This is a genomic window from Acidovorax sp. GW821-FHT10E04 (assembly GCF_059415185.1).
The window spans coordinates 468,678-486,168 of sequence record NZ_JBWKMT010000002.1; the positions used below are offsets into that span (position 1 = coordinate 468,678).

The 17,491-nt window shown below is 70.1% G+C and carries 19 protein-coding genes; 8 read left to right on the top strand and 11 right to left on the bottom strand.

Annotated elements, in window-relative coordinates:
• Window positions 1–140: 140 nt before the first annotated feature.
• Genes AC07OC_RS07135 through AC07OC_RS07145 form a run of 3 tightly spaced genes read left to right on the top strand, consistent with a single transcriptional unit; the run spans window position 141 to window position 1,233 of the window.
• Entirely contained in the window at window positions 141–611 is a 471-nt protein-coding gene (locus AC07OC_RS07135; protein WP_218294192.1) for a DUF2721 domain-containing protein, read from the top strand.
• A complete protein-coding gene (locus AC07OC_RS07140; protein ID WP_218340832.1) occupies window positions 608–970 on the top strand; it encodes a translation initiation factor Sui1 in 363 nt (120 codons plus the stop codon). Before AC07OC_RS07135 ends, AC07OC_RS07140 begins: the two co-directional genes overlap by 4 nt.
• Before the next feature lie 35 nt (window positions 971–1,005).
• Entirely contained in the window at window positions 1,006–1,233 is a 228-nt protein-coding gene (locus AC07OC_RS07145; protein WP_218340833.1) for a DUF3820 family protein, read from the top strand.
• Between the two features lie 149 nt (window positions 1,234–1,382).
• On the opposite strand, the gene AC07OC_RS07150 is transcribed toward AC07OC_RS07145, so the two are convergent.
• On the bottom strand, window positions 1,383–1,589 hold the full coding sequence (locus tag AC07OC_RS07150; RefSeq protein ID WP_218294195.1) for a hypothetical protein: 207 nt from the start codon (window positions 1,587–1,589) through the stop codon (window positions 1,383–1,385).
• Window positions 1,590–1,851: 262 nt separating this feature from the next.
• Between AC07OC_RS07150 and AC07OC_RS07155 the strand changes: the two genes are divergently transcribed.
• Window positions 1,852–2,025 (top strand): LiaI-LiaF-like domain-containing protein, encoded by a 174-nt coding sequence (locus AC07OC_RS07155; RefSeq protein ID WP_218294196.1) that lies wholly within the window; start codon window positions 1,852–1,854, stop codon window positions 2,023–2,025.
• Window positions 2,026–2,076: 51 nt separating this feature from the next.
• Here AC07OC_RS07155 and AC07OC_RS07160 read toward each other — a convergent pair whose 3' ends face one another.
• A complete protein-coding gene (locus AC07OC_RS07160; RefSeq protein WP_218340834.1) occupies window positions 2,077–2,529 on the bottom strand; it encodes a group III truncated hemoglobin in 453 nt (150 codons plus the stop codon).
• A 17-nt stretch (window positions 2,530–2,546) separates the two neighbouring features.
• Window positions 2,547–3,296 (bottom strand): iron-sulfur cluster repair protein YtfE, encoded by a 750-nt coding sequence (gene ytfE, locus AC07OC_RS07165; protein WP_218340835.1) that lies wholly within the window; start codon window positions 3,294–3,296, stop codon window positions 2,547–2,549.
• Between the two features lie 90 nt (window positions 3,297–3,386).
• Here ytfE and AC07OC_RS07170 point away from each other — a divergent pair, with 90 nt between their 5' ends.
• Window positions 3,387–3,881, top strand: coding sequence for an RrF2 family transcriptional regulator (locus AC07OC_RS07170; protein WP_218340836.1), 495 nt, complete (start codon window positions 3,387–3,389; stop codon window positions 3,879–3,881).
• A 76-nt stretch (window positions 3,882–3,957) separates the two neighbouring features.
• Here the strand turns inward: AC07OC_RS07170 and AC07OC_RS07175 are convergent, their stop codons facing one another.
• The 5 genes from AC07OC_RS07175 to serB all read right to left on the bottom strand — a co-directional run bounded on the left by AC07OC_RS07175 (window position 3,958) and on the right by serB (window position 9,039).
• Window positions 3,958–4,953, bottom strand: a complete 996-nt coding sequence (locus AC07OC_RS07175; RefSeq protein ID WP_218340837.1) for a helix-turn-helix transcriptional regulator — start codon at window positions 4,951–4,953, stop codon at window positions 3,958–3,960.
• Window positions 4,954–4,977: 24 nt separating this feature from the next.
• Window positions 4,978–7,077, bottom strand: coding sequence for a xanthine dehydrogenase family protein molybdopterin-binding subunit (locus AC07OC_RS07180; RefSeq protein ID WP_218340838.1), 2,100 nt, complete (start codon window positions 7,075–7,077; stop codon window positions 4,978–4,980).
• The gene (locus tag AC07OC_RS07185) at window positions 7,074–7,538 is read right to left on the bottom strand and encodes a (2Fe-2S)-binding protein (RefSeq protein ID WP_218294202.1); all 465 of its coding nucleotides are present in this window, start codon (window positions 7,536–7,538) and stop codon (window positions 7,074–7,076) included. Before AC07OC_RS07185 ends, AC07OC_RS07180 begins: the two co-directional genes overlap by 4 nt.
• Window positions 7,539–7,696: 158 nt before the next feature.
• On the bottom strand, window positions 7,697–8,293 hold the full coding sequence (locus AC07OC_RS07190) for a redoxin domain-containing protein (RefSeq protein WP_218340839.1): 597 nt from the start codon (window positions 8,291–8,293) through the stop codon (window positions 7,697–7,699).
• A gap of 32 nt (window positions 8,294–8,325) precedes the next feature.
• On the bottom strand, window positions 8,326–9,039 hold the full coding sequence (gene serB / locus AC07OC_RS07195) for a phosphoserine phosphatase SerB (protein WP_218294204.1): 714 nt from the start codon (window positions 9,037–9,039) through the stop codon (window positions 8,326–8,328).
• 214 nt (window positions 9,040–9,253) lie between these two features.
• Between serB and AC07OC_RS07200 the strand changes: the two genes are divergently transcribed.
• Entirely contained in the window at window positions 9,254–10,882 is a 1,629-nt protein-coding gene (locus AC07OC_RS07200) for a serine hydrolase domain-containing protein (protein WP_494600673.1), read from the top strand.
• 116 nt (window positions 10,883–10,998) lie between these two features.
• Entirely contained in the window at window positions 10,999–12,477 is a 1,479-nt protein-coding gene (locus tag AC07OC_RS07205) for a carotenoid oxygenase family protein (protein WP_494600675.1), read from the top strand.
• Between the two features lie 107 nt (window positions 12,478–12,584).
• Here AC07OC_RS07205 and AC07OC_RS07210 read toward each other — a convergent pair whose 3' ends face one another.
• Window positions 12,585–14,942: a DNA polymerase II gene (locus tag AC07OC_RS07210; RefSeq protein ID WP_494601006.1), complete on the bottom strand. Its 2,358-nt coding sequence runs from the start codon at window positions 14,940–14,942 to the stop codon at window positions 12,585–12,587.
• Between the two features lie 211 nt (window positions 14,943–15,153).
• Here AC07OC_RS07210 and AC07OC_RS07215 point away from each other — a divergent pair, with 211 nt between their 5' ends.
• On the top strand, window positions 15,154–15,453 hold the full coding sequence (locus tag AC07OC_RS07215; protein ID WP_218294206.1) for a hypothetical protein: 300 nt from the start codon (window positions 15,154–15,156) through the stop codon (window positions 15,451–15,453).
• A gap of 128 nt (window positions 15,454–15,581) precedes the next feature.
• On the opposite strand, the gene AC07OC_RS07220 is transcribed toward AC07OC_RS07215, so the two are convergent.
• Together AC07OC_RS07220 and AC07OC_RS07225 are read right to left on the bottom strand one after the other, a co-directional pair.
• The gene (locus AC07OC_RS07220; RefSeq protein ID WP_218294207.1) at window positions 15,582–16,562 is read right to left on the bottom strand and encodes a Bug family tripartite tricarboxylate transporter substrate binding protein; all 981 of its coding nucleotides are present in this window, start codon (window positions 16,560–16,562) and stop codon (window positions 15,582–15,584) included.
• A 202-nt stretch (window positions 16,563–16,764) separates the two neighbouring features.
• The gene (locus tag AC07OC_RS07225) at window positions 16,765–17,448 is read right to left on the bottom strand and encodes a hypothetical protein (RefSeq protein ID WP_494600677.1); all 684 of its coding nucleotides are present in this window, start codon (window positions 17,446–17,448) and stop codon (window positions 16,765–16,767) included.
• Window positions 17,449–17,491: the final 43 nt, after the last annotated feature.

Sequence of the window (17,491 nt, forward strand, 5' to 3'; positions counted from 1 at the left end):
CGCCGCAGTTGCCCTCGGGGCCCGTGCGCCGCCTCGGCGCGCTGGCGTGCCGGGCCTTGCGGCGGGCCCCGTGGGCGGCCACCGCCCTGATAATCAGGCACCGGCGGTTCGCCGGTTTTTCCCTTGTCTTTCCCCGCACCATGGCCCTTACCCTTGATTCCTCCGCCATCACCCACGGCATCCAGCTGGCGGTGGCGCCCGTGTTTTTGCTCACGGCCGTGTCCGGCATGATCGGCGCCGTCGCGGGCCGGCTGGCCCGCATCATCGACCGGGCCCGCGTGGTGGAAGACCGCGCCCGTGCCAACACCGAGCCCGAGTTTCTGGCCCGCGCCTACAGCGAGCTGGCAGATCTGCGGCTGCGCGGGCGGCTGGCCAACGGGTGCATCGGGCTGCTCACGTTCTGCGCGTTCCTGATCGGCACCACCATCATCCTGCTGTTCCTGGGCGAGACCACCAACTTTCAGTCCAACCGGCTGGCGGTGGCGGGCTTCCTGGCGGGAGTCGCGTCGTTCTTGCTGGCGCTGGTGTGTTTCCTGACCGAGACGCTGCTGGCCACGCGGTTGCTCAACTTCCACATGCTGCAGCAAGAGGTGGAAGGTAAAAAGCCATGAAGTCGTTTGCCGACCTGGGCGGCCTGGTGTATTCCACCGACTCCGGCCGCATGTGCCCGGGCTGCCGCCAGCCCGTGGCGCAGTGCACCTGCCAGCAGAACAAACCCTTGCCCACGGGGGACGGCATCGTGCGCGTGTCGCGCGAAACCAAGGGGCGCGGCGGCAAGGCCGTGACGCTGGTCAAGGGCGTGCTCGTGGACGGTGCCGCGCTGGAGCAGCTGGGCAAGCAGCTCAAGGCCGCCTGCGGCAGCGGCGGGACGGTGAAGGACGGTGTGATCGAAGTGCAGGGTGACCATGTGGAGCGCGTGATGGTCGCCCTCCAGAAGCTGGGCCACAAGGTCAAGCGCGCGGGAGGCTGAGGCCCCCTGAAACGAAAAGAAGGCACCGCACCACGATGGATCCCGAAAAACTGCAGCGCCTGGTCACCCTGGAGATGCCCTATGGCAAGTACAAGGGAACGGTGCTGGCCGATCTGCCGGGCAACTACCTGAACTGGTTCGCGCGCGAGGGTTTCCCCAAAGGCGAGCTGGGGCAGCTGCTGGCGCTGATGCACGAGATCGACCACAACGGTTTGTCGGACCTGCTCAAACCGTTGCGTGGGGCGCGCGAACTGAACACTTGATCGCTGGTCGCGCGGGGCGCACGCCTGCCTGCCTGCTGCGCGATCAGCATGGGCCCAGGAATTGGCGAGGGCATGCGAAGACCTGCCGAGCCCGTGCCGGTCCTTGCACCGGCCACAGGCCTCACCCCGGAAGTGGTTCTGTGCGCCCCTCAGCCCTTGTGCTGGCCTGTGCTGCTGTGCAAGCTGGCGTAGTTGATCGCAATGAGTTGCGCGATAGCGAGAATATCGGCGCGCGAGTGGTCGGCTCCGGGGAACAGATCTTTCGCCAGGCTCTGGGCTTCTATCACTTGTTTCGAGGCGAGTTCGCTGGCTCGATAGAGCCCTCGTGCAAGGACGATGTCTGTGTTCTGGGTCATGTTGTTCTCCTGATTTTTCTGAGAGCCTCAGTATGAACTCCCACCCGTTCTATGGGCTTGGGGGAATGCCATTGGCGCCTCCGGTGGGAGGGTATCGCCGGGCTGGCGCATAGAGATCAAAACAACCGGCTGGCGGACACAGGGAGCCACCAGTGGCACGGCGGCGGCCAGCTTCACGGCATTGAGCCTGCGGGACTCCTGGGGAGTCTGCGTGCCGCCATAATCGCCTTCGATACCAACTCACCACTCCGAGGGAATGCACATGAAGGGCAATATTGCGGCGATCGTCCTGGTCGTGCTGGGCGTGTTTTTTCTGCTGACCAATCTGGGGCTGATCAGCATCAGCCTGCGCGAGTTGCTGCGGGTATGGTGGCCGGTCGCGCTGATCGCGGTGGGCGTGGCCCTGTTCTTTACGCCCGGTACCAAGGGCAAGTAAGGCCGGGTTCGCGGGGCACCCGCAACACCGACCATCGCCCCGCGCGCGGGGTCAGCCGCCGGCCCGCCGTGGGCCGTGCCCGTCGTCTTCGCGCGGCGGCACAAAGGCCGGGTCGCTGCCGAAATAGCCCCGGAACAGGTTGCGCGCGATGCCATGCGCCGCCACCTGCAGGCTGTCCGCCACCTCGGGCGTGAACAGGCGCTCCGTGTGGTGCTGCCACAGCCTCACCCAGGCGGCGAAGTGGGCTGGCGTGACGCCGTCCAGCGCCATGTGCTTGCCGAAGACATCGCCGCGGAAGCTGCGCGTGCCCAGCGCCACCGTGCTCCAGAAATCGACAAGCCGCTGCAGGTGGTTCTCCCACTGGCCGTGCAGTGCCTTGTCGAAAACGGGCCCCAGGAGCGGGTCGGCCCGCACATCGGCGTAAAAGCCATGCACCAGTTGCGTGATGCTCTGCACGCTGGGTGCCGAGGCCTTCCCGGGGGGCGTGGCCGCCGGATCGCTCATGGACGTGCGGCTCCCGCTCAGCTGCACCCGCAGCCCGACGAACCGCAACCCTGCGAGGGGGCCGCCGCACCTGCCTCGAACGGCGGAAACAGCACGTTGTTTTCGAGGTGGATGTGGTTGATGAGGTCGTCACCCAGCTGGGCGATGCCCGCATACAGGGCGCGCCAGGTGTTGCAGGCGCCCTGGGGCGGCGTGGCGTCGTTGGTCAGGGCGTTGAGCTTGTCCAGCGCGGCGCCATGGTCCACGTGCTCGGCACGCATCATGCCGATGGGCTGGCCCACGAAGGGGTTGCCCCCGGCCTTGAGCATCGGAAACAGCACCTGTTCTTCCTTGGCCATGTGCGAAAGCAGTTCACCGTGCATGTCTTCCAGCAGGTCGGCCAGCCCGGCAGGCACCATGGGGTTGTCGCGGTGCACGGCTTCCACGCGGCGGGCCATGCGGATCAGTTCGGGCAACTGGGCGCGGTGCACCTCATGGTAGCGCGCCAGGATGTGGTCGATGAGCGCGCCGGGCGAGGCGGCTTCGGGCAAGGCGTCGCTGCGCTGCAGGGCCGCCAGTTCCGCCAGGACGGCATGGGCGTCCAGCCCCTTCTCGGCGGCGGCATGGGCCAGGCTGACCTGCCCGCCGCAGCAGAAGTCGAGCTTGAGCCGCCGGAACACCGCCGTGGCGCCGGGCAGTTGCACGGCAATCTGGCCGATCTGCTGATCCGCGCCGAGGGGCGCGTGTGCGGGGTGGGCGGTTTGCAGGTGATCAACGCGGGCGTTCATGGCGATCCTTTAAAGATTCATTTTATGTGAATATTTTATCCCATAAAATTCTCGGTAGATGCATCTTTTAATTGACCTGGGGCAAATCCCATGCGCCTGACCCAATGGACCGACTACACGCTGCGGGTGCTCATGTACTGCGCTGCCACCGAAGGCCGCCAGCAGCCGGTGACCATCACCGAGGTGGCGCAGGGCTACGGCATCTCGCGCAGCCACCTGATGAAGATCGTGCAGCAGCTGTCCGCCCAGGGGTTGCTGGAGACGACGCGCGGCCGGGGAGGCGGCATGCGGCTGATGCGGCCTGCGGGCACCATCAACATTGGCGCGGTGGTGCGGGCCACCGAGACGGATTTCAATCTGGTGGAGTGTTTCGACCCCGCCACCAACCAGTGCCGCCTGAGCAGCCATTGCCGCCTCAAGGGCGTGCTGTGGCAGGCCATGCAGGCCTACCTGGCGGTGCTCGATGGCGTGACGCTGGAGGATCTGATGGCGCCACAGGCCGCCGCCCTGGGCTTCGGCGCCCTGCCCACCGTGGCTGTGCCGCGCAACGGGGCCGCGCGGCGGGCCGCGCCGGATGGGGATTGAATTCTGAACGAAAAAGGGCTGTGGCGCTTTACTGTCAAGCGCAAGGTGCTATTAAAAACATAGTCATCGAGGTGGGTTACCCCGGCTCCCCGAACGCCTGCCGGTAGCGGGCGGGGGTCAGGCCCACATGGCGCGCGAATTCGCGCGTGAAATGCGGCTGGTCCGCGAAGCCGCAGGCAAAACCGATCTCCGCCAGGCCGTGGCGCTCCTGCAGCAGCCACTGCGCGGCGGCGCGGGCCCGGGCCTCCGCCACGATGCTGCGGCAGCTCAGGCCGGTGCCTGACAAGGCCCTTTGCAGGCTGCGGCGCGCGAGCCCCGCCTGGCGCGCCAGCGCATCCACGGTGTGCGGGGCGGCGGGGTCTTGCAGCACATGGCGTGCAAGCGCATGCGCGAGGGGCGGCCAGGGCAGGGGATCGCACAGGCCGGTGGCGGCACTCGGCGGCGGCGCCTCGGGGGCGCGTGCGCCGCTGGCTTGCCAGTGCAGCACCCACTGGTCCACCCTGCCGTGCGCCATGAGTTGCGCGAGCCGTCCGTCCAGGTCCCCGGCCAGTCCCCCTCCCTGCCGGTCATCGGCATCCCATCGCAGGCGGGACGCCGCCATCTCCACCCCCAGTGCGCGCACGCCCAGGGCCTTTCCGGCGCCCAGCAGCACACCCAGCACGGCGAGGCTTTCGGTGGGCAGGGGCGGCTGGGCCACGCCAGCGCGTGCGTGGTGGCGCAGCTGCAGGCGCCCTGGGCCCAGGGCCTGCACGCTGACCTGATGGCGGGAGTGGACGTAGCGCTCCAGGCGCTGCCAGCGGGCGAGCAGGGCGGCCATGTCGGCGGCGCCCATCAGGGCCCGGTGCACGGGGTCGCCTTGCAGCAGGTCCACCCGCTGGGCCAGCCGCAGCAGCATCGCGGGCCCGCCCTGCCGCAGGATGGCTTCCACCACCGCGCGCTTGCAGGCCAGGGGCACGCGGCTGCCCTGGGGACCGCCGTGCAGGCCATGGGGCGCGGGCGGCGGCGCCAGGCCGTGCGCGTGCATGGCGCGCACCAGCAGGCGGACCATGGCGGCGCTGGCGAAGTCTTGCATGGGGCCGGATTGTGCCCGCGCGGCCTAGCGCGGGGCCAGCGCGTGTTGCACGTCCGCGCGGCGCACGGGCAGGCGGGTGAATCGCACGCCGGTGGCGTCGCGCAGCGCGTTGGCGATGGCCCCCGCCCCCGCGACCATGGCGGTCTCGCCGGCGCCCGTCGGGGGCTCGCGGCTGTCCACCAGGTGCACGTGCAGCGGCGGCACGTCGCCCATGCGCGGCAGCGGATAGTCGGCGAAGGTGGCCGCCGCCACGCCCGAACGCGCCACGGGGACTTGCTCCAGCAGCACCATGCCCAGGCACCAGACGAGGTTGCCCTCGGTCTGGGCGCGCACGCCATCGGGCTGCAGGACGAGGCCGCAGTCGTGGGCGCACCAGATCGCGGTCACGCGCACCTCGCCCGTGCCCCGGTGCACCTCCACATCGGCCACGGCGGCGGCGTAGCTCAAGCCCTTGTAGATACCGCCCGCGATGCCGCGGCCGCGCAGCGTGGTGGCGTCGCTGCGGGGGCGTTCGCCCCAGCGCGCGTGGCTGGCGGCTTGCGCCAGCACGGCGCCAAGGCGCGTGTCCGAGGTGTGGCGCAGGCGCCAGTCCAGCGGGTCGGCCCCCGCGAGGCGCGCGCATTCGTCCATGGCGCTTTCCACGGCCAGGGTGTTGGGCCCCGCGCCCAGGCCGCGCCAGGGGCCCGTGTGCACGGGCAGCCGGGCGGCGGTGAATTCGATGCGCTGCCGGGGCACGCCATACGGCAACTGCGCGCCGCGCGCCACGCCGCTGTCGCCCGCCAGGTCGGCCAGGCGTTGCATCCACACCGGCATGGCGGCGGGCGTGAACAGGATGTGGCTGCTGGCGAAGGCATGCCACCAGTGGGTCAGGCGCCCCTGGTGCACGCGGGCGCGGATGCGGTGGCTCGACGGCGGGCGCTGGAAGCCCTGGGCAAATTCCTGCGCGCGGCTCCATTGCACCTTGACCGGCGCGCCCGCCGCCTGGGCGAGCACGGCGGCTTCCAGCTCCACCGTGCACAGCGTGCGCCCGCCAAAGCCGCCACCCACGCGGCAGGCCTGCACCGCGATGCGCCCCGCCTCCAGGCCGAGCTGGCGGGCGAGCACGTCGCGGATGTAGAACATGTCCTGCGTCCCGGCCCAGACGCGCAGCGCGGGGCCTTCGCCTTCCTGCGGCATCCACTGCGCGGTGGCGCTGCGGGGCTCGATGGGAGCGTGGGCGGCCAGCGGGATGTCCATGCGCAGGTCCAGCGTCCACAGGGTGTCCCCGGGCACGTCGTCCTGGCGCACGGCATGCTGCAGGCGGCCACGGCGCAGGTGCTGGTCGATGTCGATGCGCTCGTCGATGGCCGGCTGCCCGAAGGCGCCATCCACCTCCCACTGCACGGCCAGCGTGGCCTCGATGCGGTCGAGCGCGGCGGGCGTGCGCGCCACGATGCCCAGGCCCCGGCTGCCCATCTGCCGCAGGCGGGGGCTTTGCAGCACGGCCACGCAGGCGGGGTCGGCGCGCGCGGCGGCCTCGTCGAAGGACCGGGGGTGCGAGGTCAGCTCGGCCGACGCCGGTGCGCGCAGCACGCGTCCGTACAGCAGCCCGGGCAGGCGCGTGTCGCCCGCGAACAGGGGCTGGCCCGTGACGATGGCGTGCAGCTGGCCGGGGGCCGGTGCGGCGGCCGGCCGGCCGCCTGCGCGCGGCTGCAGGCTGCGCAGGGCGCTGGCAGGGATGTCGCGCGCGCCGAGCGTGCCCGTGGTCCGCCCCTGGGCCAGCGCCTCGCGCAGGGTGGCGCAGGCGCGTGCCAGCGGCAGGGCGAAGTCCTGCACGCTGGCGCTGCCCACGGTGGCGCGCATGCGGGCGATGTCGGTGGTGGCAGGCAGCCGCAGGTGCACCTGCGCGGGCGGCACGCCCAGCTCCTGGGCCGCCAGGCCCTGCAGCGCGACACTGATCTGCTGGCCCATCTCGGTGCTGGGCAGCCACAGCGTGTAGCGGCCGCCTTCGTGGCGTATCCAGCCCAGGGCGTCATCGGCGGTGGAGGTGGGGCGCTGGGGGATCACCGGCACCAGCGAGCAGCCCGCCAGCGTGACCGTGAGCGCCCCGGCGCCAGCGGTGGCCAGAAACTGGCGGCGCTTCATGGCGCGGTGCCCTGGGCGGCTTGGTGGATGGCCGCCCGTACCCGGTGCTGGGTGCCGCAGCGGCACAGGTGGGCCGACATGGCGGCGTCGATCTGCGCATCGGTGGGCCGGGGCGTGGCGCGCAGCAGCGCCACCGCGCCCATGATCTGGCCGCTCTGGCAGTAGCCGCACTGGGGCACGCGCAGGTCCAGCCAGGCCTGTTGCACGGGGTGCAGCGTGCCGTCGCCCGCAGCCAGCCCTTCGACGGTGGTGACGGCGCGCCCCTGCAGCCCGCGTGCGGTGTGCAGGCAGGCGCGCTGAGCTACCCCGTCAATGAGCACCGTGCAGGCGCCACATTGGCCCACGCCGCAGCCAAAGCGGGTGCCGACCAGGCCCAGCGGCTCGCGCAGCAGCCAGAGTAGGGGTTCGTCCTCCCAGCCGGGCGGCACGGGCTGGTGTTGCTGGTTCAGGGTGATGTGCATGCGGGCCTCCGGTGGTGGTATGGAGGCCAGTGTGCAAAGGCAGGGGCGGCAGGTCTTGAAGATCTGCGCCAGACGGACCGGTGCGGCAAGGGGCTCGCCACACCAGGGATATGAATGAAAATGGCCGCTAGCGCTTATTCTTCAAGCGCTGGTAGCTATTATTTCGGGAGCATGGCATTCCACTGCGGCATGGTCTGCGCCCACCACAGGCGCAGGCGCATCGCCCATTGCGGCGTATAGCCCGAGGTGGCGAACCGCACCTGGCCCTGGGCGTCGATGACCACCAGCGCGGGCACGGCGCGCACGCCCCAGCTGCGCGAGAGCGTGCCCTGCGGGTCCACCGCCGTGGGCCAGGCCATGCCGCGCTGGCGCTGCACCTGCGCGACCCGCTCGGCATTGCCCGATTGCATGGCCACGCCCAGCAGGGGCCAGTCGGTGGACAGGCTGGCGATGCCGGGCTCTTCCAGCTTGCAGACCGCACACCATTCGGCCCAGAAATGCACGGCCACGGCCTGGCCGGGGTGCTGCGCGCGCCATTGCGCCAGGGTGGTGCCGGCGGGCGGGGTGGTGGTGGCGCCGGTGGGGGTGGACGCCATCACCAGCAGTGCATCGGGCGCGGGCCCCCGGGGCAGATCGCGCGTGCGCCAGGTGTCCACCGCCACGACGGCGATCCACGCCAGCGCGAGGGTGGCCAGGTGCTGCTTCCAGCCAGTGCGCAGTGAGAACCATGCGCGGGCGGAGAAGGACCGGAGCATGGCGGGGCGATGCGCGGGCGAAGGACTGTGGATCAGCGCAGCACTTCCAGCAGGCGGTCCAGCCCGCCCTGGTTGATGGCCACCTTGGCCTGCGCGCGCACGGCGGGCTTGGCGTGGTAGGCCACCGACAGGCCCGCGGCATCCATCATGGGCAGGTCGTTGGCGCCGTCGCCCACGGCGATGGCCTGGGATGGCGCAATGCCCATGAGCGAGGCCACTTCCAGCAGCGTGCGGCGCTTTTCCGCGCCGTCGCAGATGTCGCCCCAGGCCTGGTCCACCATGCGGCCGGTGAGCTGGCCGTTGTCCACCTCCAGCATGTTGGAGCGGGCGAAGTCGATGCCCAGCCCGGCCTTCACACGGTCGGCAAAGAAGGTGAAGCCGCCCGAGACCAGCAGCGTGGTCAGGCCCGCGGCCTTGGCGGCGGTGATCAGCTCCTGGGCGCCGGGGTTGAAGCGCAGGCGCTCGCTGAACACCTGCTCCATGTGCTGCACCGTCACGCCTTTGAGCAGGGCCACGCGCTGGCGCAGGCTTTCCTTGTAGTCGGTGATGATGCCCTGCATGGCGGCTTCGGTGATGGCGGCCACCTCGGCCTTGCGGCCGGCGGCATCGGCGATCTCGTCCACACACTCGATGTTGATGAGGGTGGAGTCCATGTCGAACGCGATGAGTTTGTAGGCGGACAGGGACAGCGGGGGTTCGATGCCCTGGACAACAAGGCCGGGGGCGAATTCGGTGGCGTTTTTCATGGCGGGGCGCTCTTGGCAAATGCGGAGATCGGAACCCGCAATGGTATCGCCCGTGCCCCGGGGCTCGGGCGGAGGCGGGCAGGGCCGCATCGGCCCGGCGCCTGCTGGCGATGCCGGCGTGGAAAAACGGCAACGCTCCCCGCACAGCGGGCCGGAGCGCGCACGGCCGGGCGCATATGATTCCCGCACAACATGCAACGGAGGGAGGCAGGCGATGGCGATGCACAGGGGACGCAGGGCGGCTGGGCAGGCCGGCGCCGCACCGATCAACCGCAGGCAGGCCACGGCCGTGCTGCTGGCCGGTGCCGCCGCACCCTTCGCGGTGGCGGCCGCGCAAGATGCCGCGGCGCCCGCACCACAGGCCGCCCCCGCCGTGGCCCCATGGCCGGGCGACGACTGGGCCGAAAGCACGCCCGAGGCCCAGGGCATGGATTCCGCGGCGCTGGCCAGGCTCATCGGCTACGGCGCCGCGCAGGGCATGGACAGCCTGCTCGTCACGCGCCACGGCACCCTCGTGGCCGAAGCCTTCTACGCCCCCTACCGCGAGGGGCTCCAGCACGCCGTCAACTCCACCACCAAGGGCATCGTCGCCACGCTCACCGGCATGGCCATCCAGGACGGGCTGATCGCCTCGCGCGACGTGCCCGTGCTCGACTTCTTCGAAGGCCGCCAGGTCGCCAGCGCCGATGCCGCCAAGAAGGCCATGACCCTGGGCCACCTGCTGGACATGACCTCGGGCCTGCACTGGATCGAGCCGCTGAGCGACGCCGTGCCCGAGACCATGCTGCAGCTGGCCCGCGCGCGCGACTGGCAGGGCTTCGTGCTCGACCGGCCCATGGCCCAGGCGCCCGGCGCGGGCTTCAACTACAACAGCGGCAACACCCACCTGCTCTCGGCCATCCTCGCACACAAGACCGGCGGCAGCACCCTGGCCTATGCGCAAAAGCGCCTGTTCGGCCCCCTGGGCATCACCGACGTGCGTTGGCGCAAGGACCCGCAGGGCATCGAGGTGGGCGGCTGGGGCCTGTACCTGCACCCGCGCGACATGGCGCGCATCGGGTACCTCTACCTGCGCCGGGGCCAGTGGAACGGCCGCCAGCTGCTGCCCGCCGCCTGGGTGGAGCAGGTCTTCAATCCGGTGGTGGACATGGGTTTCGGCAGCGCCGCGCCTGCCTTCAGGTACGCCAACGGCTGGTGGAGCATCCCGTCCAGGCGCGCCTACTTCACGGCCGGCTTCAACCGCCAGCTCATCGTGGTGCTGCCCGACCTGGACGTGGTCGTGGCGGTCACGGGCCGGCGCAACTACCCGCTGCCTCCGTTCCTTGACCAGATCATTGCGGCGGCCCGCTCGCACGAGCCGCTGCCCGCCGACAGCGCCGCGCAGGAGCAGCTGGCCGCGCGCATCCGCGACGCCGGGGTGGAAAAGCCCAGCGCCAGCCCGGCCATCACCCCCGAGCTGGCCGCCACCGTCTCGCGCAAGGCCTGGGTGCTGGAGCGCAACCCCCTGGGCATCCAGCGCCTGGTGCTGGACCTGACCCCCGCCAATCCGCGCTATGAAGTCACGTTCGATCCCGGCCGTCCGGAGCTGCCGCGCGAGCCCGTGGCCGGCCCCCTGGGCCTGGACGGCCTGTACCGCACCGCCCCGCAGGGCCCCGACAGGGTCATCGCCATCAAGGGCCACTGGCTCGATGCGCAGAGCTTCCAGCTCATCTCGCGCTCGGTGGTCGATGGGGAGGTCACCGTCATCATGCTGAAATTCGAGGATGGCGGGAAGGCGGTGAACGTGGGGCTGGAGAACAACTGGGGGGTCAGGGGGCAGGTGCGGGGGCGGGCTGCCGGGTAGGGGCGGCATGTGCGAGTTCCCTGGGTAAATTTCCACTGCAGCCTTGGCCCGGTTTGGGACATGATGGACGCACACCCGTGCCAAGACGCCTGAACAGCCATTTTGACCAGAAGCCCATGACCCTCGCCCAGTCCGCAGCACCAGCGCCATCCAGCCCCCTGGGCCGCCTGCGCGGCCTCCAATCCATCGCCCGCGAAATGTCCGACGCCCCGGTCGAGATCCGCGGCCAGATTCCCCCATGGCTCATCGGCGGCAGCCTGCTGCTCAACGGCCCGGCGCTGTGGGACCTGCCGCACGGCAGCTACGAACACTGGTTCGATGGCCTGGCCATGCTGCATCGGGTGCGGCTGGCCCCGGGGGACATGGGCGGGGCCAGTGCCACCTACCGCAGCCGCTACCTGCAGACCGACGACCTGCGCGAAAGCCTGGCGGCGCGCAAGCCGGCGCGTGCGGCCTTTGGCACGCCGGACCCGGCGGGCTTCTTCACGCGCTTGCGCCACCCCAAGGTGACGGACAACGGGGCGGTGGTGATGGCGCGCATCGGCTCGCAATGGGTGGCGCAGACCGAGACGCCGCTGCTCACCAGCTTCGATCCCGACACGCTGGCCACCACGGGGCGCATCGTGTACGACGATGCCGAGGTGATCCACGTGATGTCGGCCCATGGCATGACGGACGCGCAGGGCGCCTACTGGAACGTGGGGCTGGAGGTGGGCCCCCAGTGCACCTACAAGCTGTTCAAGATCGTCCAGGGCAGTCGGCGGCGCGAGGTGCTGGCGCGCTGGTCCGTGCGCCAGGCCGGCTACCTGCATGCGTTTGCGATGACGCCCACCCATGCCATCGTGTGGCAGCCGGCCATGCGGCTCAACGCGATCAAGCTGGCGCTGTCGGGCAGGGGTTTCATCGACAGCTTTGCGTGGAACCAGCCCCTGGGCTCGCGCATCGACGCCATCTCGCTCATCGACGGCAGCGTGCGCAGCTGGGTCGTTCCGGCGATGACCGGTTTTCATGCCGTGCAGGCCTGGGACGAGCCCAGCCCCGACGGCCGTGGCGCACCCGTGCTGGTGCTGGACCTGTGCACCACCGATGGCCCCGAGATCTTCAGCGCCCTGCGTCTGGAGCGCCTGCGCGCCGGGGTGCCGGTGGGCGTGCAGCACCGCGTGCAGCGCTACCGGCTGGAGCCCGGCCGCAGCGATGCGCAGCCCCGGACGCTGGTGGAAGGCGCCAGCGTGGAGCTGCCCGCCGTGCATGGCGCCTACTGGGGCCGGAAGCAGTCCCGCCACGCCTGGTTCGCGGGCTTCGACCCCGAAGGCAAGGCGCCCATGTTCGATCGCACCGTGAAGCTGGACCTGGACGGCGGCCGCATCGCCGGCACCTGGCAGCGCGAGGCCGCCGTGCAGATGGAGCCCCTGTTCGTGGACCGCCCCGGCTCCAGCGCCGAGGACGACGGCGTGCTGCTGGTGCCCACGCTGGCCGAGGACGACACCGGCACGGTGATCGGCGTGGTCGACCCGGCCAGCATGCACTGCCTGGCCACGCTGCACCTGCCGCAGGTGGTGCCGTTCGGCTTCCATGCGGCGTGGAAGCGGGCCTGAGATGAGCGTCTTCACCTGCACCGCAACCGCACCGCGCCGGTAGCCGCGGTGCGCCCGGCGGTTTGTGCCTTGCCCTGGGCCCGCCTTGCCGAGCCAGGTGGCCGGCGCTAGAACAGGTCCTGCTGGGCCGAGGTCAGGTGGGAGAAACTCTCGCCCAGCGGCTGCAGGATGGCGTCCGCGATCGGCTGGATCTGCTTGGTGAGGTAGTGCCCGTAGTCGATGGGGGAACGGCGCGCCTCCAGCGGCTCAGGCCCGTTGCGGGTCATGACGTAGCGGATCCAGCCACCGCTCTGGTACTGCTGGGGCCGGTCCCTGCGGGCGTTGTACTCGTCGGCCATGCGCGCCGCACGCACCTGCGGGGGCACGTTGGCGACGTAGGCGTCCAGGCGGTGGCGCAGGCGCTTGCGGTAGACGAGCAGGTCGTCCTTGTCGCCGGCCAGGGTGGCCTGCGCGTAGTCGGCCACGAACTCGCGGTAGGGCGCGCCCTGGAACACGCGCGAGAGCAGGCCCTCCTGGAACTGCCGGGCCAGGGGCGTCCAGTCGCTGCGGGCCATTTCCAGGCCGCGGTAGACCATCTCCTCCTTGCCCTGCACGTCCACGCTCAGGCCGGCGTAGCGCTTCTTGCTGCCCACGTCCGATCCGCGGATGGTGGGCATGAAGAACTTCCTGTAGTGCGTGTCGAACTCGATCTCGAGGTAGTTCTCAAGACCCTGCTCTTCGCGCAGGGTGCGCGTCCACCAGGCGTTGATGTCCTTGACCAACCCCGCGGCCACGGCGTGCGCCTCGGCGTTGGTGTGGGTGCGCCTGAGCCAGATGAAGATGGAGTCGGTATCGCCGTAGATGGCCTCGTAGCCGCGCTGCTCCACGAAGTCGCGGGTGGCTTTCACCATCGCATGGCCGCGCAGGGTGATCGCCGAGATCACCTGCGGGTTGAAGAAGCGGCATTCCGACGCACCGAGCACGCCGGCGAACGAGTTCATCACCAGCTTCAGCGCCTGGGACAGGGGCTCGTTCTTCGCGCGCTTGGCCTCGTCGCGCGCGTGCCAGAGGGTGGTGACGATCTCCGGCAGGCAGTGCCTGTCGCGCGAGAAGCGCGTGCCCAGCGGGCCCCGGATCAGCGGCGCCGCATCGCTGGCGTGCAGGCCCTCCACATACCCCACCGGGTCGACGAGGAAGGTGCGGATGATCGAGGGGTACAGGCTCTTGTAGTCCAGCACCACCACGGAGTCGTAGAAGCCGGGCCGGGAGTCCATCACGTAGCCGCCGGGCGAGGACTTGCCCTGGATCTCGCCCACATTCGGGGCCACGTACCCCAGGCGGTGCATGCGTGGCAGGTAGTGGTGGCTGAACGCGGCGATGGAGCCGCCGAAGTGGTCCATCTGCAGGCCGGTGGTGTGGGCCCGCTCCATCACGAACTGCAGCAGCCGGGCCTTCTCGAAGATGCGCAGCACCAGCTCGCAGTCGCGGATGTTGTAGGTGGCCAGCGCGGGCTTGTCGTGCTGGTAGCGCCGCTCGATCTCGGCCATCTTGTCGTACTCGTCCCCGATCTCCTTGCCCTCGCCCAGCAGCTGCTGCGAGACGTTTTCGAGGCTGAACGACGCAAAGCTCCACACGGCCGCACGCAGCGCCTCGATGCCGTCGATGACCACCCGCCCGGGCATGGGCGCGAAGAGGTAGCCCTGCTTGCCCGGGTGCGTGCGCCAGGCAATGGGCCGGCGCTCGCGGCCCGGCAGCAGCGGCGTGGCGCACTCGTCGGCGGTCTTTTGCAGCACATGCAGGTCGAACTGGATCACGTTCCAGCCGATGACCACGTCCGGGTCGTTGCGCTCGAACCAGTCGTTGAGCTGCTCGATCATCGCTTGGCGGGTGGGGCAGTAGATGAGCGCAAAGCCCGGTTGCTCCGTGGATGCGGAGGGCGGCTCGCTCAGCATGTACACCACGCGCTCGGCCATGCCGTCGAGCGCGATGGAGTACAGCGCCTGGTGCTGGCTGGTCTCGATGTCCAGCGACACGACCTTCAGCGTGGGCCGGTAGCCGGGCGCGGGCGCCAGCCTGCAGTCCACGCGGGCGCCGTTCTCGGTGCGCCCGCCTTCCACTTGCACACCGGCGGTGATGAAGCGTTCCATCAGGTAGCGCTCGTGCGGGCGCACATCGGCTTCGAGCAGGGAGATGCCCAGCTGCTGCAGCGAGCGCGCCAGGCGCCCCAGCTGGCGATAGTGCCTGGCGTAGACCCCGATCACGGGCTCTTGCTGAAAGCTCCTGAGCTCAAGCCCGCGCAGTTCCACACCCGGCAGGGCCAGGAGCTGCGCGTCCACCGTGCCCTGGTGCCGCGCCTCGACGAAGGCCACCGAGGTCTGGCCGGTCAGCAGCACCTTCAGCGGCCCGGCATCCGTCGCCAGCCAGTACTCGATCTCGGTGCCCGCCGGTGTGTCCCGCCAGTGGCGCGTGAGGATGAAGCCCTTCATGGGGATGGAGGCCACGGGCAGGCAGAAGGCACGCAAGGGGGTGGGAAGATCGTCGGGGTGCTGATTCTCGCCGAAGCAGCGGGCGGATGCCGTTGCCCCGCCACGCTCACCCGGTGTGGCGCTGGCGCCTTGATTCACCGGCCCGGAGTGGGGCCTTTGCCGGCGATGCCCGGCGCTACGATGGCAGCCCCTGCAAGCACGGAGCATTCCGATGTTCAGTTTCCTGGTCGATATTGTTGTTGGCTTTTTCGAGTTCGTGGTCGATGTGCTGCTGTTCCGGTCCCAGCGCGACAGGCGCGGAAGCCGGGAGCGCAGCGTGGCCGAGGACACGCTGGCGGTGGCGCACTTCGACTTCGTGACGCTGGTGCTGATCTCGCTGGTGAGTGCGGGCCTGATGCTGCTGCTGGCCTTCGCAGTCGGTGTCCCGGTGGGCTGGAGCGTGGCCATCGGCCTGGCCGTGGGCGTGGCCTGGGGGCTGTGGCGCTATGCCCGGTTGCTGCGCGAGCCCTGACCGTACCGCCGCGCTGACGGGGTTGCCGAAGCCCGGCAGGTCCGCAGAGTGCCAGATCCATGGGTGTGGGGCGATTCTTCGGGGATGGTGCAGGCCTTTCGGGGCGGGAGGTCCGCCAGGGCGGCGGCCTACTGCGGGACCAGCCCCGCCGCCTTCACCAGCTCGGCATGGACCTTGATCTCCTGCGTGATCGCGTCCTTGAGCTGCTGGCCGGTGCCCGGCGCCACTTCCATGCCGCTGGCGGCGAGCTTGGCCTTGGTGTCAGGGTCGGCCAGGGCGGCGTGCGCGGCGCGCTGCAGCCGGTCGATGACGGGCTGGGGCGTCTTGGCCGGTGCCAGCAGACCCACCCAGGCCGAGAGGTTCATCTCCGGCGCGCCCGCTTCGGCCATGGTGGGCGTCTGCGGCAGGGTGGCGGTGCGCTGCGAAGCCATCAGGCCCAGCGCATGCAGCTTGCCCGACTGGATGTGCGGCAGCGCCTCGGGCAGCACGGCGAACAACATGTCCACCGTGCCGGCCAGGGCGTCGTTGATGGCCGGGGCGCCGCCCTTGTAGGGCACGTGCAGCAGGTCGGTTTTGGTGCGGGTGGTGAACATCAGCCCCGCCAGGTGCTGCGGGCTGCCGTCGCCCGACGAGGCGTAGGTCAGCTTGCCCGGCGCGGCCTTGGCGGCGGCCAGCACGGCGGCCACGGTGGGGAATTTCTGCTTGTCCTTGACCACCAGCACCATGGGCTGGTTCACGAACTTGGTGACGGGCACGAAGTCGGCTTCGGGGTCGTAGGGCAGGGTCTTGAAGATGCTCTTGTTGGTGGTGAGGAAGGACGCCGGCGAGACCATCAGCGTGTAGCCATCGGGCGCGGCGCGCGAGACCAGCGGCGTGCCGATCTGCCCGGATGCGCCGGCCTTGTTGTCCACCACGAAGGGCTGGCCCAGCTCGGCCGCCATCTTCTGCGTGACCACGCGCGCGATCATGTCGGCGCTGCCGCCCGCGGGAAGCGCCACGATGACCTTGACGGGGCGGTCGGGGTAGGTGCCCTGGGCCCAGGCAGAGGCTGCGCAATACAGCGAAAGAACGGTACAGGCCAGGGCCGGGGCAAGACGTCGAAATTGCATGGAACAGCTCCCAAGGGTGGACGGACAGCACGCCAGGCGAGCCCCCGCGGGCGCGGGTGGGCATCGCCTTTTCGCAGGTATACCGCGTGTTCCGTTCTCAAGCAATTCCTGCACCAGACCTCCCTGCACGTCAGGAAGAGGCCCCTCGAAGCGCCTGTTTGCTCTTTTTTTGATAGCTGCTTGCGCTGAATGAAAAAGCGTTTCAGCCCTTTTTCTGATGCAGGTACAGATCGTCCGACCAGGTGGCCAGCCATTCGGGCTTGAACGCCACGAACACCGCGCACAGCATGCCGGTGACCACCGCGTCGCCCCAGGCCATCAGCCAGCGCGCCACGAGCGAGAGCTGGTCGCCCACACCGGGCAGCGTGTGGCCGCTCCATTGCGACAGGGTGCCCGCCACGAACAGGCACAGCGCAGTGCCCAGAAACCCCCGGCCCAGCACATAGACGAAGGCGCGCACGCCCGCGAGCGATCGGGCCCCCGCCAGGCGGCGCAGCGCCACGCCCAGCAGCAGCGCCAGCGTGGCGGGCACCACGCCCTGCCACACGGCGATGCCCAGCGCATCCCATCCGCCCAGGCCGGGCGAGACCCACGCAGCGACGGCGCCCACCGCCAGCAGCGTCGGCACGGCCAGCGGCCAACCCAGCATGAGCAGCACCAGGCACGCGCCCGACCACTGCAGTTGCAGCGGCATCTGGTGCAGCGTGGGCAGGGCCCAGACCCAGGGCAGCAGGACGAGCGTGGCCAGCAGCGGCGTCCACAGCGGGGCGGGGGTGCCGTGCCCTGCCTCATGCGCCAGGGGCTTTCGGCTGGCCAGCAGCCGCCAGGGCCGGGCGGCCAGCGCGGCAACCAGGGCGATCAGGGCCAGGACGGCTTCCATTTCCAAATTACTATTGTTTTGATAGCTTCTGGCGCTTGATGGATAAGCG